14 protein-coding genes are annotated in these 16,212 nt (G+C 70.9%); 11 read left to right on the top strand and 3 right to left on the bottom strand.

Annotated elements, in window-relative coordinates; translation table 11 throughout:
* Nucleotides 1-7 precede the first annotated feature (7 nt).
* The 3 genes from ACMXN5_RS38495 to ACMXN5_RS38485 are packed head-to-tail and all read left to right on the top strand — an operon-like array spanning nt 8 to nt 4,309.
* On the top strand, nt 8-970 hold the full coding sequence (locus tag ACMXN5_RS38495; protein ID WP_439679539.1) for a carbohydrate ABC transporter permease: 963 nt from the start codon (nt 8-10) through the stop codon (nt 968-970).
* 31 nt (nt 971-1,001) lie between these two features.
* Entirely contained in the window at nt 1,002-2,375 is a 1,374-nt protein-coding gene (locus tag ACMXN5_RS38490) for an ABC transporter substrate-binding protein (RefSeq protein WP_439679538.1), read from the top strand.
* Between the two features lie 41 nt (nt 2,376-2,416).
* The gene (locus ACMXN5_RS38485; RefSeq protein ID WP_439679537.1) at nt 2,417-4,309 is read left to right on the top strand and encodes a spherulation-specific family 4 protein; all 1,893 of its coding nucleotides are present in this window, start codon (nt 2,417-2,419) and stop codon (nt 4,307-4,309) included.
* Nucleotides 4,310-4,429: 120 nt separating this feature from the next.
* Here the strand turns inward: ACMXN5_RS38485 and ACMXN5_RS38480 are convergent, their stop codons facing one another.
* The 3 genes from ACMXN5_RS38480 to ACMXN5_RS38470 all read right to left on the bottom strand — a co-directional run bounded on the left by ACMXN5_RS38480 (nt 4,430) and on the right by ACMXN5_RS38470 (nt 7,200).
* A complete protein-coding gene (locus tag ACMXN5_RS38480) occupies nt 4,430-5,305 on the bottom strand; it encodes an aldo/keto reductase (RefSeq protein WP_439679536.1) in 876 nt (291 codons plus the stop codon).
* A gap of 93 nt (nt 5,306-5,398) precedes the next feature.
* A complete protein-coding gene (locus ACMXN5_RS38475; RefSeq protein ID WP_439681369.1) occupies nt 5,399-6,253 on the bottom strand; it encodes an endo alpha-1,4 polygalactosaminidase in 855 nt (284 codons plus the stop codon).
* 407 nt (nt 6,254-6,660) lie between these two features.
* The gene (locus tag ACMXN5_RS38470) at nt 6,661-7,200 is read right to left on the bottom strand and encodes a TlpA family protein disulfide reductase (protein ID WP_439679535.1); all 540 of its coding nucleotides are present in this window, start codon (nt 7,198-7,200) and stop codon (nt 6,661-6,663) included.
* 258 nt (nt 7,201-7,458) lie between these two features.
* Here ACMXN5_RS38470 and ACMXN5_RS38465 point away from each other — a divergent pair, with 258 nt between their 5' ends.
* From ACMXN5_RS38465 to ACMXN5_RS38430, 8 genes are all read left to right on the top strand, one after another.
* Nucleotides 7,459-7,635: a hypothetical protein gene (locus tag ACMXN5_RS38465; protein ID WP_439679534.1), complete on the top strand. Its 177-nt coding sequence runs from the start codon at nt 7,459-7,461 to the stop codon at nt 7,633-7,635.
* Nucleotides 7,636-7,680: 45 nt separating this feature from the next.
* Nucleotides 7,681-7,854 carry a hypothetical protein gene (locus ACMXN5_RS38460; RefSeq protein WP_439679533.1) on the top strand — a complete coding sequence of 58 codons (174 nt, stop codon included), beginning with the start codon at nt 7,681-7,683 and terminating at the stop codon, nt 7,852-7,854.
* Nucleotides 7,851-9,734 carry an ABC transporter ATP-binding protein gene (locus tag ACMXN5_RS38455; RefSeq protein ID WP_439679532.1) on the top strand — a complete coding sequence of 628 codons (1,884 nt, stop codon included), beginning with the start codon at nt 7,851-7,853 and terminating at the stop codon, nt 9,732-9,734. Before ACMXN5_RS38460 ends, ACMXN5_RS38455 begins: the two co-directional genes overlap by 4 nt.
* Nucleotides 9,731-10,180 (top strand): S26 family signal peptidase, encoded by a 450-nt coding sequence (locus ACMXN5_RS38450; protein ID WP_439679531.1) that lies wholly within the window; start codon nt 9,731-9,733, stop codon nt 10,178-10,180. The genes ACMXN5_RS38455 and ACMXN5_RS38450 overlap by 4 nt, the downstream gene beginning before the upstream one ends.
* 72 nt (nt 10,181-10,252) lie before the next feature.
* Entirely contained in the window at nt 10,253-11,419 is a 1,167-nt protein-coding gene (rhaI, locus tag ACMXN5_RS38445; RefSeq protein ID WP_439679530.1) for an L-rhamnose isomerase, read from the top strand.
* 73 nt (nt 11,420-11,492) lie between these two features.
* Complete coding sequence (locus ACMXN5_RS38440; protein ID WP_439679529.1) at nt 11,493-13,535, top strand: bifunctional aldolase/short-chain dehydrogenase; 2,043 nt, start codon at nt 11,493-11,495, stop codon at nt 13,533-13,535.
* Entirely contained in the window at nt 13,532-15,040 is a 1,509-nt protein-coding gene (locus ACMXN5_RS38435) for a rhamnulokinase (RefSeq protein WP_439679528.1), read from the top strand. Before ACMXN5_RS38440 ends, ACMXN5_RS38435 begins: the two co-directional genes overlap by 4 nt.
* 109 nt (nt 15,041-15,149) lie before the next feature.
* Nucleotides 15,150-16,175 carry a LacI family DNA-binding transcriptional regulator gene (locus ACMXN5_RS38430; RefSeq protein WP_439679527.1) on the top strand — a complete coding sequence of 342 codons (1,026 nt, stop codon included), beginning with the start codon at nt 15,150-15,152 and terminating at the stop codon, nt 16,173-16,175.
* Nucleotides 16,176-16,212 lie beyond the last annotated feature (37 nt).

Genomic DNA, 16,212 nt, shown 5'->3' with positions numbered 1-16,212 from the left:
GTTGACCATGTCCACATCCACCCAGGCTCGACCGAGCGCCCGGGCCGCATCCTCGAATCCGGCCGCCGGCGAGGGCGAACCCCGCCCGCCGCGGCGGAAGTTCGGCCTCGGACGCGCCCTGGCCTGGCTGGTGCTCGGCGTCTCGCTGCTGATCACCCTCTTCCCCTTCTATTGGATGTTGCGCACCGCGCTGACCGACGGCAACCACCTCTACTCCGACAGCACCTCGCTGTGGCCCGAGCACTTCACCTTCGCCAACTTCAAGCGGGTGCTCGGTCTCGCGTCGGACGAGGAGAGCCGCGCGGCCGGCGGCTCCGGCGCCGACCTGGACTTCCTGCTGTACACCCGCAACTCGATCATCTACACCACGGCGATCGTGGTCGGGCAGACCCTCTCCTGCGCGATGGCCGGCTACGCGCTCGCCCGACTGCGCTTCCGGGGACGTGAGTTCGCCTTCGCCGTGGTCGTGGGCGCGCTGATGGTGCCGCCGATCTTCACGCTGCTGCCCAACTTCGTGACGGTCAAGGACCTGGGCATGCTGAACAGCTTCGCCGGCATGGTCGCACCGACACTGCTGATGACCCCGTTCACGGTGTTCTTCCTGCGCCAGTTCTTCATGTCGATCCCGCGTGAGATCGAGGAGGCGGCGATGCTCGACGGCGCCGGCCACTGGCGGATCTTCTGGCGGGTGGTGCTGCCGATGAGCAAGGGCCCGATCCTGACCATCGCGCTGACCACCGCGGTATGGGCGTGGAAGGACTACCTGTGGCCGCTGTTGGTCGGCAACGAACCCGACAACCGGGTACTGACCACCGGCATCGGCGTGTTCCTCCAGCAGTCGCCCAACGCCCGTCCCGACTGGACCGGCCTGATGGCCGCCTCCACGCTCTCGGTCATCCCGATGCTGATCCTGCTGGTGGTCTTCGGTCGACGGATCGTCAACGGCCTCAACTTCACCGGCCTCAAGTGAACCCCCCGAGTTTCCCTCCGAGGAGATGCCCATGTCCCGTTCCGTGATCCGCCGTTCGCTGAGATCGCCCGCCGTCCGCACGTCCGCCGTGGTCGCCAGTGTGGTGCTCGTCGCCGCCGGGTGCGGCTCCGGTGGCTCCTCGGGGGACGGCGGTGGGGGCTCGGTGAAGCTGAAGTATTCGTTGTGGGACGACAACCAGCTCCCGCAGTACAAGAAATGCGCGGAAGCCTTCCACGCCAAGAACCCGAAGATCACCGTCGAGGTCACCCAGACCGCGTGGGCGCAGTACTGGCAGAACCTGACCACGCAGGTCGTCTCCGGGACCGCGCCGGACGTGTTCACCAACTCCGTCCTGTACTTCCCGCAGTTCCAGAAGAACAACCAGATCCAGGACCTGACGTCCTACATCCAGCGCGACACCGTGGATCTGCAGCAGTACCAGGCCAACCTGGCCGACGTGTGGACACGTGACGGAAAGCGCTACGGCCTGCCCAAGGACTGGGGCACCATGGGCGTCGCGTACAACAAGGAGATGGCGCAGCGCGCCCAACTCACCCCGCAGGCACTCGACGCCTGGAACTGGAACCCGGTCGACGGCGGCGACTTCGGCCGCGCGGTGGCCGCGATGACCGTCGACGAGAACGGCCGCACCGGCCTGGAGCCGGGCTTCGACAAGAACAAGGTCAAGACCTACGGTCTGGCCATCGCCTACGAGGGCGGCGCCGTCGGCCAGGACTCCTGGGGCCCGTTCGCGGTCTCCAACGGCTTCCAGTACGTGGACAAGAACCCGTTCGGCACCAAGTACAACTACACCGACCCCAAGCTCACGCAGACCCTCGACTGGTTCGCGGGGCTGATCAAGAAGGGGTACATGCCGGCGTACGACAAGCAGTCGACGGTCGGCGCCGACGGGCTGCTCCAGTCCGGCAAGGCCGCGATGACCATCGCCGGTTCGTGGATGGCCAAGACCTACATGGCCGGCGGCAAGGTCGCCTTCGCCGGCATGCCGACCGGTCCCACCGGGCGCAAGACGCCGATCAACGGCCTGTCCGACGCCGTGTACGCCAATGGCAAGCACAAGGAACAGGCGTGGCAGTGGGTGAAGTTCCTGGCCTCCACCGAGTGCCAGGACATCGTCGCCGGCGAGGCCGTGGTCTTCCCGGCGATCACCACGTCCTCGGCCAAGGCCGAGGCCGCGCAACTGGCCGCGGGCCGCGACATGCGGATCTTCACCCAGCCGGTGGCAACCCCCGGGCAGACCTTCGTACTTCCGGTCACCGACCAGGGCGACCGGATCCTGGACATCGTGCAGAGTGCCGTCGACCGGGTCTGGCTCGGCCAGGCCGACGCCAAGTCCGCGCTCGGTCAGGCGAACAGCGATGTCAACGCCCTACTGAAGAAGTGAGCCACCGTCCCATCCGGAAGGCCATTCCAGAAGGAGTACGCATGCGCACGGATTCTCGTGCCCGCTCGTGGAGAGCGCGCACTGCCGCGGCGGGAACCGCCGCCGCCGCACTGCTCGGCGCCTCGCTGATCGCGACCGCGCCGGCCGCCCAGGCCGACCCCGGCCCGGGTATCAACCAACAGGTCGGTGTACCCGCCTACTTCCACCCGGGCGTCCCGTCCGGCGGGACGGCCTGGGCCACCCTCGCCAGTGGTACGGGCACCCCGGGGCTGACCGTCGTCAACATCGCCAACGGGCCGAACTTCGAGGAGAACGCGCCCAACGAGACGTTCAAGACCGCGATCCGGCAGGTGCGTCAGGCGGGCGGCAAGGTGATCGCCTACGTGGACACCGGCTACTTCGGCACCAACACCATCGGCGCCCCGAAGACCACCCGGCTCGGCGACACGAGCATCGCGGCGTGGCGGATCCAGATCCAGCACGACGTGGACAAGTGGTACCGGCTCTACGGCCCCGAGATCGACGGCATCTTCTTCGACCAGGGCCAGAACAGCTGCGGGCCGAACGGGACGAACGCGTACGCCGATGAGTATCGAGCGTTGACCGCGTACACCAAGCGCAACCACCCGGGCGCGCTGGTGGTGGACAATCCCGGCATCGACATCCCGCAGTGCTACGAGGACGCGGCCGATATCCAGGTCACCTTCGAGGGCAGCTACACGGACTACCAGGCGTTCAATCCGCCGCAGTGGGAACTCGACGCCGACCCGGCCAAGTTCTGGCACCTGATCTACGAGACCACCGAGGCGCAGCTGCCGTCGGCGGTGGCGCAGAGCAAGCAGAAGAACGCCGGCACGGTCTACGTCACCCCGGACCAGCTCGACCCCAACCCGTGGGACAGCCTCCCCGGCCCGTCCTACTGGTCGACGGAACTGGCCGCGGCCAAGGTCGCCCCGACCGCCGCTCCGGCGACGCCGGCGCAACCCGCGGCCGTCACCACCTCGGCCACGTCGGTACAGCTGAGCTGGCCGAACTCGGGCCCGAGTACGGTGGCCGGCTACGACGTCTACCGCGACGGCGTCCGGATCGGTTCGGTACCGCACCGCACCACCGGCACCTCGCAGTTCACCGCGACGGACCTGAACCCGTCGACGACCTACGCGTTCACCGTTCGCGCCCGCAACGACGCGGGGGTGTTGTCGGCCGCGAGCCCGGCGCGCAGCGTCACCACCTCGGCGCCCGGCGCCAACCCGCCGGGGGTGCCGGGGTCCTTCACCGGCGCCACCGCCGGTCCCACCTCGGTGCAGCTGTCCTGGACCGCGTCGACGCCGGGTTCGGCCGCCGTCGTGGCGTACGACGTCTACCAGGACAACGCCCGGATGGCGACGGTGCCGGCGAGCCAGATCTCGGCGCGGCTCGGTGACATGACGCCCGGTACGACCCACACGTTCGACGTGGTCGCCCGGGACGGCACCGGTCGGGTCTCGGCGCACACCGCGCAGGTCTCGCTGACTCCGCCGCCGCCGGTGGGCGGCCCGATCGTGGACGTCTCGGCGACCCTGACCGCCGCTCAGGCCGAGTACAAGGCGACCTACCAACTGCCGTTCGGCACGCACCGGGTCTTCATCGACGCGGACAACAACCCGAAGACCGGCTACGTCACGGGCCCGGTGTGGCCGGGCGTCGGGGCCGATTTCATGCTTGAGAACGGTTTCCTGTACAAAGCCACCAAGGATGGCATGGATTGGACCGGGATGTGGCAGTCGGTGTCCCTGCCGCAGTCACCGCTGATCTCCAGCACCAACGACCAGTACCTGTGGCGGATTCCGACCTCGGTGTTCGGCACGCTGAACGGGGGCACCCAAAAGCTGGCCTTCCAGGGCGGCGAGCCGAGCACCTGGGCGGCCTCCTACCTGACCATCGTCCAGCAGTAACCCCATGAACGGGCATCCCGGCCGCCGTCCTCGGTCGGGATGCCCCCACCGAACGGCGTCACGCCGCGAACCGCCCGCCCCGCCCCCGCCCCGATTCGGGGATGGGGCGGGCGTCGTGCGTCACAGGCCGATGGCGGACAGCGTCTCGAAGTCGTCGTCGGTGAGCCGGATCCGGGCCGCCTCGGTGTTCTCCTCCAGGTGCGCCACGCTGGATGTGCCCGGGATCGGGAGCATCACCGGCGAACGACGCAGCAGCCAGGCCAGCGCCAGTTGCGCCGGGGCCACCCCCCGTTCCTTGGCGAGGGTGTCCAACGGCCCGTCCGGGCGCGCGAGTTGCCCGGTGGCGATGGGGTACCACGGGATGAAGGCGATCCCCTCCGTCGTGGCGTAGTCGAGCACGGCCTCGGCCTTGCGGTTGACCAGGTTGTACAGGTTCTGCACGGAGACGATCTCGACGATCTCGCGTGCCTCGCGCAGTTGCTCGACGGTGACCTCGGACAGGCCGATGTGCCGGATCTTGCCCTCCTCGCGCAGCCGGGCCAGTTCGCCGATCTGGTCCGCGAGCGGGACCTGCGGGTCGATCCGGTGCAGCTGGTACAGGTCGATCCGCTCCAGGCCCAGGTGACGCAGGCTCAGTTCGGTCTGCTGGCGCAGGTATTCGGGGCGGCCCAGCTCGTGCCACTCGCCCGGGCCGGTGCGGGCGAAGCCGCCCTTGGTGGCGATCACCACGTCGTCGGCGTACGGGTGCAGGGCCTCGCGGATCAGTTGTTCGCTGACGAACGGGCCGTAGGAGTCGGCGGTGTCGATGAGGTTCACCCCCAGTTCGACGGCGCGTCGCAACACCCGGATCGCCTCCGGGCGGTCCTTCGGCTCGCCCCAGACACCGGCTCCGGTGAGCTGCATGGCTCCGAATCCGAGCCGACGCACCGGCAGGTCGCCGCCGATCGAAAAGACACCGGACGCCTGGGCGGGGCCGGACGCGGACGAGACGGTCATGGGTTCTCCGTTGGGGTCGGGCGGCCCGGCGGGCCGGACGGCACGGACGAGGTCGAAGCCCATTCTGCCCCCACGGACCGCCCGAACGCGGGATCAGCAACTCTGGTACAGGTACCCGCCCCCGCCGGGCGCCGTCACCCCCTTGTCGCGCAGTACGATCGACAACGTGGCACCCCAACCCCGGCACGCGGTGTCGAAGTCGGCCCTCGTGTACTCGACCACGTAGACCCGGCCACCGAACGCCGCGGTGTACGACCCGCATTCGTGAAAGCGACCGCACTCCTCCGCGACCGCGAAGTCGAAGCCGATGTCGGTGCGACGAGCGGCCATCTCGGCGGCGTTCTTCTGGCCGATGGCCAGTCCGGCCGCGTGTGCGCGCCGGGTGAGCAGCCGGGCGAACGCCACGTCGTGCTCGGCGGTGAGCCGTCCGGCCGAGCGGCTGTACGAATCGAGGTTGTCGGGCTCGATCGCCTGGAATCCGCGACGCGCGCAGTCGTCGATCCACCCGCCGACCACGTCGGCCAACGCGGCGCGCTTGGCCTCGGTGGAGACGTCGAGCACGGCCTCGCCCCACTCCTCGTCCATCACCACCTTCCCGTCCTTGCGCAGCAGCAGGTCGGGGTGTTCCTTCTCCCACCAGGGCAGCGCGTCGGGCTGGGCCTGGAAGGCGTTGACGTAGCAGATGTTGTACAACCCCGGCTCGGGCTGCGCGCCCCGATCGCGCACCACCACGCGCACGTCGGGGCGGGGCCGGTACGGTCCGCCGATCTGGTAGTCGAACCCCGCGTCGGGGGCGGGCAGCACGACCCCCTTGGCGGACGGGGCGGCGGGCGGGGCGGTGGGCGCACCGGTGGCCGGGGCACCCGTCGCCGGCTTGCCGCCGGCACTCGGCGCACCCGGCGCGGTCGTCGCGCTGCCGGACGGCCCCGCCGGGGTGGGGACGGGCAGCGGTGTCTCGGCGAAGTAGGCGGTCGTCGAAGCACCGCCGGTGGAACCGGACGGCGTCGTCGCCGCCGAGTCGGAACCGTCGCCGCAGCCCGAGGCCGCCACGGCCAGGACAAGGGCCAGTGCGGCGGCCGAGCCGCCGGCCGTACGTCGACCGCGGGAAAGGAATGAATGGGGCAACAGATGCTCCTTGCGAGGCGGCGAAACCGACCTATCGCCACCCGATGGATGCGACACCGGTAGATATTTGCTTCCGATAATACTGCGGCGTTCGAATGCCCGGGGTTCGGTTCTCTGTTTCGGACGTTCGATTTCTGGAATTCGCCGACGGAGACCATCATGCCAAAACAACCGTCGATTCGATGATCGACTCGTCCGAAATCCGCCTGCACTCGCCGGAATACGTCGGTTCAGACCCGCACCGGCGCGGCGGAAAGGGACGTCGGGTCGAAGCCGCTCGCGGTGATCGTGCCGGTCTCGTCGATCAGGCCGAACACCGGATATCCGGCGACCGCGAATCCCAGGCCGAGGGGACCGCCGACCGGCTCGACCACGACCTCGGCCACGCCTGCCAGCGCGGCCACCTGCTCACGGGTCTCCGCCTCGTCGCCGTGCACCACGGCGAGCACCCGCCGACCGTGCTCGCCCGCCCGGCGCGCGACCTCCAGGAATGCCGGCATCCGCTCCTTGCACGCCGGGCAATTCGGTGAAAAGAAACCGAACAGGGCGGCGCCGAGCCGCTCCCGGGACACGGTCTTGCCGGCGACGGTGACCGCGGCGAACTCGGGCGCGGTCGAGCCCACCGGCAGCAGCAGGTCCGCCGGGTCGAGGTCCGCGCCCGCGCCCGCCGCGCCCCCGGCACGGAGCTTGCGCACGATTCCGAAGGTGAGCAGCAGGTTCAGCACGGTCAGTGCCGCGAGCAGAACGACGGCGGAAATCAGGATGGGCATGCGGATTCTCCCGACATGGCGAAGGATGCCCGCCGGTACGGAGAGTACGAACCCGGCCGACGCGCGGGGCCGAAGAAATGTAACCCCGACCGCGCCGATTGCAACAGGCCACTTCGGTTTCGCCGTGGAATATCGACCCACGCATCGATTTCGATTTCTCGACTTCTCTTGCCGGCGTGCGCCGAACGGGTTTAGCGTCGCGGTCGGCGGAAGCACGAACCGCTTCCGCCGAATCGACCCGGTAAGGGAAGGTCCACGATGAACCGTGTGATCGGCACCATGGGCGACAAACTGTTGGGATTCGTCCTTCGAGAGCAAAAGGCCGGGGCGTGCATCCCGGAGCACGGGCAGTGGTGCGCCTGTCGGAACAACTACCGCTACGTGCTCAGCTGCACCGGCCAGTGCGTCAACAGCGGTCTCTCCTGTTGGCAGTGATCGGCTCTCCATCCCCACCCCTCACCAAATCTCCGGAGGTATGACATGAAGCGAGCCGTCGACAGGATGGGCGACCGGCTCCTGAGCCTGGTCATGCGGGAAGAGCGCGCGGGAGCGTGCGTCGAGTACGTCAACCAGCTGTGCTACTGCTACCTGGGCTACCAGTGGCGCTACAACTGCAACGGCGTGTGCACCTATCGGCAGGGCTACTCCTGTTGATCCCGCACTCCGACGGGACCCCGGAGGGGAGCACGCCTCCGGGGTCCCGGTTGCGTCCGCGCGCGGTGAAGGTGGCGCTCGCGCTCCAGTTCCGGGCCGCGCCCGTGGGCGCCGTGGCGTTGTTGGCGGGCACCGTGCTGATCGGCGTACTGCCCGCCATGACGGCATGGCTGACCAAACTGCTCTTCGACGAACTGGGTCGAGGCGAGCGGGTCGACTCCGGGCGGGCCGTGGCGCTGAGCCTCGCGATCGCGGGTCTCGCCGCGTTGCTCGCGGTGCTGATGCAGGTGACGAACCACCTCGACGAGGTGGTCCGGCGCCGCCTGGTAATCACCGTAGAGCGTGAACTGTTCGCCAAGGTCAATGAGTTCCGCGGGCTGCGCCGCTTCGAGGACCCCGCCTTCCACGATCGGCTGCGGCTGGCCCAGCAGGCGTCCGAGGACGCGCCGCACAACATCACCATGTTCAGCCAGGAGGTGGTGCGTTCGGCCGCCGCGCTGAGCGGGTTCACCGGCGTGCTGCTCGCGGTGTGGCCGCCGATGGTGGGGCTGCTGTTCCTGGTCGGCGTCGCCGCGCTGCTCGCCCGGTTGTCGATGGCCCGCCGACAGGTGGCCGTACTGGAGCGGACCTCCGGCAGGCAGCGCCGCCGACTGTTCTACCGATCGTTGCTCACCGATCCGCGCGCGGCCAAGGAGATCCGCCTGTTCGGGCTCGGCGACTTCCTGCACGCTCGCCTGGTAAGCGCGCTCGCGGAGGCCACCGACGCCGAACTCGCGGTGGCACGAAGGGCGATGCTGGTTCAGGCCGGCTTCGCCGCGTTGAACGCGGCCGTGTCCGGGCTCGGCATGGTCGTGGTGGTGGCCGGCGCCGCGGACGGCCGGTTCACGGTCGGCGACGTGGTGTTGTTCACCGCCGCCGCGGCGGGCGTACAGGGCGCCTTCACGGGTGTGGTCGTCCAGGCCGGCGTGGCCGCCCAGGCGGTGCGTCTGTTCGGCCACTTCCTGGATCTGATGGACACCCCCGACGACCTGACCGGCGGCACCGACCCGGTGCCGGCGCTGCGCGGGCGACTGGAGTTCGACAACGTGTGGTTTCGCTACGACGAGCACGGGCCGTGGGTGCTGCGCGGGGTCGATCTGGTGATCCCGGCCGGCACGGCGATGGGCCTGGTCGGCCGCAACGGCACCGGCAAGAGCACGCTGATCAAACTGCTCTGCCGGTTCTACGACCCGCAACGCGGCACGATCCGCTGGGACGGCGTGGACATCCGCATGATGGACGTGGCCGCGCTGCGCCGCCGGATCGGGGTGACCTTCCAGGACTACATGACCTACGACCTCTCGGCGGCGGAGAACATCGGCATCGGCGACCTGGCCCACCGCGCCGATGTGAATCGGATTCGGGCCGGCGCGGTCCTGGCGGGGATCGACGCCGACCTGTCCGCACTGCCGGACGGCTACCGGACCCAGCTCAGCCGGGTGCACCTGGACGAGGACGACGAGCGCACCGGCGTCACCCTGTCCGGCGGCCAGTGGCAACGCGTCGCGCTGGCTCGCTCGTTGATGCGCGTGGACGCGGATCTGCTGATCCTGGACGAGCCGAGCTCGGGCCTGGACCCGGAGGCGGAACACGACGTGCACCGCACCCTGCGCCGACACCGGGCCGGGCGGACCGGCCTGCTGGTGTCGCACCGCCTCGGCGCACTGCGCGACGCGGACACCATCGCCGTGCTCGCGGACGGGCGGATCACCGAACTCGGGCCGCACGACCGGCTGATGGCGCTGGCCGACGGGCACTACGCCAGGTTGTTCGGCCTTCAGGCGGCCGGATACGTGGACCGGCGGGACGACTCGACGAGGATCGCGGAGGATGCGCAGTGAACCGGGTCGGACGTGGCGTGTCGGTGGCCGCCGGGTTGGGGGCGGGTGCCCTCCTGGGCGTGTGGTCGGTGCGGTCCCGGATCGCGCTGATCCGGGTGACCGGGATGAGCATGGCGCCCACCTTCGTGGACGGCGAGCGGCTCGTCGTGCGTCGCGCGGCCACCGTGCGGCGCGGCGACGCGATCGTCTTCCGCAACCCCGTGCGCCGCGGCGACACCGACGGGTTGCGCTGGTTGGTCAAGCGGGTGATCGCGGTGCCCGGCGACCCGGTGCCGCACGAGGTGCGGGCGGCGGTGCGGGCGGCGACGGGGGCGATGGTGCCCCCGGGATCCCTGGTGGTGCGTGGGGACGCCCCCCGGTCCCAGGACTCCCGACACTTCGGCTACGTCCCGACCACCTCCGTCCTGGGCGTGGTCCGCGACGCCCCCCGGCGTTCCCGGTCTTGACGCGCTCTCGGTGGGAGACGTACGTTCGCTGCCAGCGATTGAAACGTTTCATTCTTGGTGTCAGGAGCCCCCATGCAGGACATCGAGGCGGTGCGGGCCGCCCTGCGCGCCCAGCGGATCGAGACGCCCTCGTGGGCCTACGGCAATTCCGGTACACGCTTCAAGGTGTTCGCCCAGGAGGGCGTCCCGCGCGATCCGTACGAGAAGATCGCGGACGCGGCCCGGGTGCACGCCCTCACCGGCGTGGCGCCGCTCGTGTCCCTGCACATCCCCTGGGACCGGGTCGACGACTACGCGCACCTGGCCGCGCACGCACACGACCACGGGGTGCGGATCGGCGCGATCAACGCCAACGTCTTCCAGGACGACGCCTACCGCCTGGGCAGCGTGACCAACCCCGACGCCCGGGTGCGCCGCAAGGCCGTGCACCACCTGCTCACCTGTGTGGACGTGCTGGACGCCACCGGCTCCCGCGACCTGAAGCTCTGGTTCGCCGACGGCACCAACTACCCGGGCCAGGGCGACATCGCCACCCGACAGGGGTACCTGGCCGAGGCGTTGGCCGAGGTGTACGCGCGTCTCGGCGCCGACCAGCGCATCCTGCTGGAATACAAGCTCTTCGAACCCGCCTTCTACATGACCGACGTCCCCGACTGGGGCACCGCCTACGCGCACTGCCTCGAACTCGGGCCCCGGGCCGTGGTCTGCGTGGACACCGGGCACCACGCGCCGGGCACCAACATCGAGTTCATCGTCGCGTTCCTGCTGAGTCGGGGCCGGCTCGGCGCGTTCGACTTCAACTCGCGCTTCTACGCCGACGACGACCTCATGGTGGGCGCCGCCGACCCGTTCCAACTCTTCCGGATCATGCACGAGGTGGTGCGCGGCGGCGGCCTCGACCCGGCGGCGGGGGTGAACTTCATGCTCGACCAGTGCCACAACATCGAGCCGAAGATCCCCGCCCAGATCCGCTCGGTCGCCAACGTCCAGGAGGCCACCGCCAAGGCGCTCCTCGTGGACGCCGAGGAGTTGGCCGCCGCCCAGCGGGCGGGCGACGTACTCGCCGCCAACGCCGTGCTGATGGACGCCTACGCGACCGATGTCCGGCCGCTGCTCCGGGAGTTGCGCGAGGAGCAGGGCCTCGCGCCCGACCCGGTGGCCGCCTACCACGCCTCCGGCTACGCGGAGCGCATCCGCGCCGAGCGCGTCGGCGGTACACAGGCCGGCTGGGGCGCCTGATCCCGTCGGGCCCCGCCGACCCATTCCGCTCCATCCCCGTCCCGACCCCGTCCATGTACGAGGAGACCCGCCGATGTCCGGCACCCCACCCGAGGTCGAGCACCTGCTCCGTCGCTCGCACACGCTCGGCGCGGATCCGCGCAACACCAACTACGCCGGGGGCAACACCTCCGCCAAGGGCGTCGGCACCGACCCGGTCACCGGCACCCCGGTGGACCTGCTCTGGGTCAAGGGCTCCGGCGGCGACCTGGGCACCCTCACCGAGGACGGCCTCGCGGTGTTGCGCCTGGACCGGCTGCGCGCGTTGAGGGCGATGTACCCGGGGGACGACCGTGAGGACGAGATGGTCGCCGCGTTCGACTTCTGCGGGCACGGTCGGGGCGGCGCCGCGCCGTCCATCGACACCGCGATGCACGGTCTGCTCGACGCCGCGCACGTGGACCACCTGCACCCCGACTCGGGCATCGCGCTCGCCACCTCCGCCGACGGCGAGAAGCTGACCGCCGAGTGCTTCGGCGACACCGTGCCCTGGGTGCCGTGGCGTCGACCCGGCTTTCGGCTCGGCCTGGACATCGCGGCGATCCGGGCGGCGAACCCGCAGGCGATCGGGTGCGTCCTCGGCGGGCACGGGATCACCGCGTGGGGCGGGACCAGCGCCGAGTGCGAGCGTAATTCGCTGCACATCATCCGCACCGCCGAGGAGTTCATCGCGGCCCGATTCGACCCGGCCCGCCATCCGTTCGGCGAGCCGCTCGCCGAGCCGCTTCCCGGACTCGAACGCCGGGCCAGGGCCGCCGCGTTGGCCCCGCTGCTGCGCGGCCTGGCCTCGACCGACGGCGCCCGGGTCGGGCATTTCACCGACACCGCGCCGGTGTTGGAATTCCTGTCCCGCGCCGAGCACCCCCGCCTCGCCGCGCTCGGCACGTCCTGTCCCGACCACTTCCTGCGTACCAAGGTCCGCCCGCTGGTGCTCGACCTGCCGGCCGACGCGCCGCTCGACGAGGTCGCGGCCCGACTGCGCGAACTGCACGCCGACTACCGGGCCGACTACGCCGCCTACTACGCGCGCCACGCCGAACCCGACTCGCCGGCCATGCGCGGCGCCGACCCGGCGATCGTCCTGGTGCCCGGGGTGGGCATGTTCTCGTTCGGCGCGGACAAGCGCACCGCCCGCGTGGCGGGCGAGTTCTACCTCAACGCGATCAACGTGATGCGCGGCGCCGAGACCGTCTCCACCTACGCGCCGATCGACGAACGGGAGAAGTTCCGGATCGAGTACTGGGCCCTGGAGGAGGCCAAGTTGGCCCGCCTGCCCCGGCCGCGCCCGCTGGCCGCCCGGGTGGCCCTGGTCACCGGCGCCGGTTCGGGCATCGGCCGGGCCATCGCCGAACGCCTGGTCGCGGAGGGCGCGTGCGTGGTCGTCGCGGACCGGGACGCGGCGAGCGCGACGGCGGTGGCCGCCTCGCTCGGCGGCGCGGACCACGCCGTGCCGGTGACCGTGGACGTGACCTCCGAGGCGGGCGTCGCGACCGCGTTCGCCGCCGCCGCGCTGGCGTTCGGCGGCGTGGATCTGGTGGTCAACAACGCCGGACTGTCCATTTCCAAGCCGCTGTTGGAGACCACCGCACAGGACTGGGACGTGCAGCACGACGTGATGGCGCGCGGCTCGTTCCTGGTCGCGCGCGAGGCGGCCCGGACCATGATCGAGCAGGGCCTGGGCGGCGACATCGTCTACATCGTGTCCAAGAACGGCGTCTTCGCCGGCCCGAACAACATCGCCTACGGCGCCACCAAGGCCGATCAGGCGCACCAGGTACGGCTGTTGGCGGCCGAACTGGGCCCGCACGGGATCCGGGTCAACGGCGTCAACCCCGACGGCGTGGTGCGCGGATCCGGCATCTTCGCGGCCGGGTGGGGCGCGCAACGGGCCGCGGTGTACGGGGTCGAAGAGGAGAAGTTGGGCGAGTACTACGCGCAGCGCACCCTGCTCAAGCGGGAGGTCTTGCCGGAGCACGTGGCCAACGCGGTGTTCGCGCTGACCGCCGGCGACCTGTCGCACACCACGGGCCTGCACATCCCCGTCGACGCGGGTGTCGCCGCGGCGTTCCTGCGATGAACACACGCAACCGGAAGGGGCGTTCCCGGGACGTCTTCGCCGCCGTCGATCTCGGCGCCTCCAGCGGCCGGGTGCTGGCCGGGCGCGTGGGCCCCGAGGTGTTGAGCGTCACCGAGGCCCACCGCTTCGTCAACCGTCCGGTGCGCGTCGGCGGCACGCTGTACTGGGACGTCCTGGCCCTGTACGGCGGCGTCCTGGACGGCCTGCGCGCCGCCGGCCGTACCGCGGGCACCCCGACGAGCATCGGAATCGACGCATGGGCCGTCGACTTCGGACTGCTCGACGCGAGCGGCACACTGCTCGGCAACCCGGTGCACTACCGCGACGAGCGCACCACGGGCATCCCCGAACGAGTGCACGCCCGCGTTTGCGCCGAGCGGCTGTACGCCGTGACCGGAATCCAACACGCGAGCTTCACCACCATCCACCAACTCGTCGCGGCCGCCGACACCCCGCAGTTCGGCCCGGCCCGGCGGGCGCTGCTGATCCCGGACCTGATCTCCTACTGGCTGACCGGCGAGGCCGGTACCGAACTGACCAACGCCTCCACCACCGGACTCCTCGACCCGGACACCCGGCGCTGGTCCACCGGGATCATGGCCGAACTCGACCTCGATCCCGACCTGTTCGCCCCACTGCGCGCACCCGGCGCGGCGGCCGGCACGCTCACCGACGACGTGTCGGCGGAGACCGGACTGCCCACCGGGGTCCGGGTCACCGCCGTCGGCTCGCACGACACCGCCTCGGCCGTGGTCGCCGTCCCCGCCCGCGACGAGCGCTTCGCCTACATCTCCAGCGGGACCTGGTCCCTGGTCGGCGTCGAACTCGACGCGCCGGTGCGCGGCGAGGAGAGCCGCCGGGCGAACTTCACCAACGAACTGGGCGTCGACGGCACGGTGCGCTATCTGCGCAACGTGATGGGCCTGTGGCTGCTCCAGGAATGTATGCGGCACTGGGACCGCCTCGGCCGGCCGCAATCCTTGGACCGGCTGCTCGACGACGCGGCGCGGGTGGCGCCGCTGCGCTTCCTCGTCGACGCGGGCGATCCCGTCTTCCTGCCGCCCGGCGACATGCCCGAGCGCATCGCGGCGGCCTGCCGCAGGGCGGGCGAGCCGGTCCCGCGGACGCCGGGGGAGACGGTGCGCTGCATCCTGGACAGCCTCGCGCTCGCCTACCGCCGGGCGGTGCGGGACGCGCAACGCCTGTCCGGGCGCGCCGTCGACGTGGTGCACGTGGTCGGCGGCGGCGCGCTGAACACGCTGCTGTGCCAGGCCACCGCCGACGCGTGCGCCCTGCCGGTGGTGGCCGGCCCCACCGAGGCCGCGGCGCTCGGCAACCTGCTCGTCCAGGCCCGGGCCGCCGGGACCGTGCCGGGCTCGCTCGCGGATCTGCGCGCACTGGTCCGGACCACTCAGCCGCTGCGCCGCCACGAACCCCGCCCCGACGCGGGCGACTGGGCCCGCGCCGCCGATCGCCTGCCGAAGCGCGCCGAGTCGCCGGTCTGACGCCATCGCCGGTCGCGGTTCGGGGATCCGCCCCGGCACCGCATAGGCTGCCCGGGTCGGACCCGCCGGCCCGACCCCGGACCGGCCTGGAGAAGCGGATCGATCCCGGATGACGACGTCGAGCATCAAAGAGGTGGCCCACCGGGCCGGTGTGTCGGTGGGCACGGTGTCCAACGTGCTCAACCACCCCGAGCGGGTGGCCGAGTCCACCCGCAACCGGGTGCTCGAAGCGGTGGAACTGCTCGGTTTCGTACGCAACGACTCGGCCCGGTCGCTGCGTTCGGGCGTGGCCAACACGGTCGGCCTGATCGTCCTGGACGTGGCCAACCCGTTCTTCACGGACGTCGCGCGCGGCGTCGAGGACGTCTGCAACGAGTCCGGTTCGGTGGTCATCCTCTGCAACTCGGACGACTCCGGAACCAAGCAGGAGCGATACCTGCGCGTGCTCCAGGAACAGCGGGTGCGCGGCGTGCTGGTCACCCCCGCGCGTGATGCGGAACTGCCGGTGGCGGACCTGCGCGCCCGGGGCCTGGCGGTGGTGCTGCTCGATCGCGGCGGCGACCGTGCGGACCTGTGCTCGGTGGCGGTGGACGACGTGCTGGGCGGCCGGTTGGCCGCCGAGCACCTGGTGGCGGCCGGCCGGCGCGAGTTCGCGTTCGTGTCCGGCCCGCTGTCCATCCGCCAGTGCGAGGACCGCCGTCGCGGCATGCGCGCCGCGCTCCGCGAGGCGGGACTGCGGCTCGGTACCTCCACCCGCGACGTCACTGTCCCCGCGATGAACGCGAGATCCGGCGCCGAGGCGGCCCGGCGCCTGCTCGACGCGGGCCCCCCGCCGGCGGCGATCTTCTGTGCCAACGACCTGCTGGCCCTGGGCCTGATGCGCGAGTTGCTGCGCGCCGGCGTGCGGATCCCGGAGGACGTCGCGGTGGTGGGCTACGACGACATCGAGTTCGCCGCGGCCTCGGCGGTCCCGCTGACCTCGATCCGCCAGCCCACCTACCGCCTCGGCCGTACCGCCGCCGAACTGCTCCTCGAAGAGAGCGAACACCCCGACACCCACACCCACCGCCAGGTGGTCTTCCGCCCGGAGTTGGTGGTCCGCGAATCCACGATCGACGGCGGCGAGGCCCGGTAGGACCCCGCCGCCGCGGTCCGCCCGGTGCGCGTCGTGG

The organism is Embleya australiensis (genome assembly GCF_051903075.1).
Lineage (GTDB): Bacteria > Actinomycetota > Actinomycetes > Streptomycetales > Streptomycetaceae > Embleya.
This window is presented reverse-complemented; position numbering and strand designations above follow the sequence as displayed.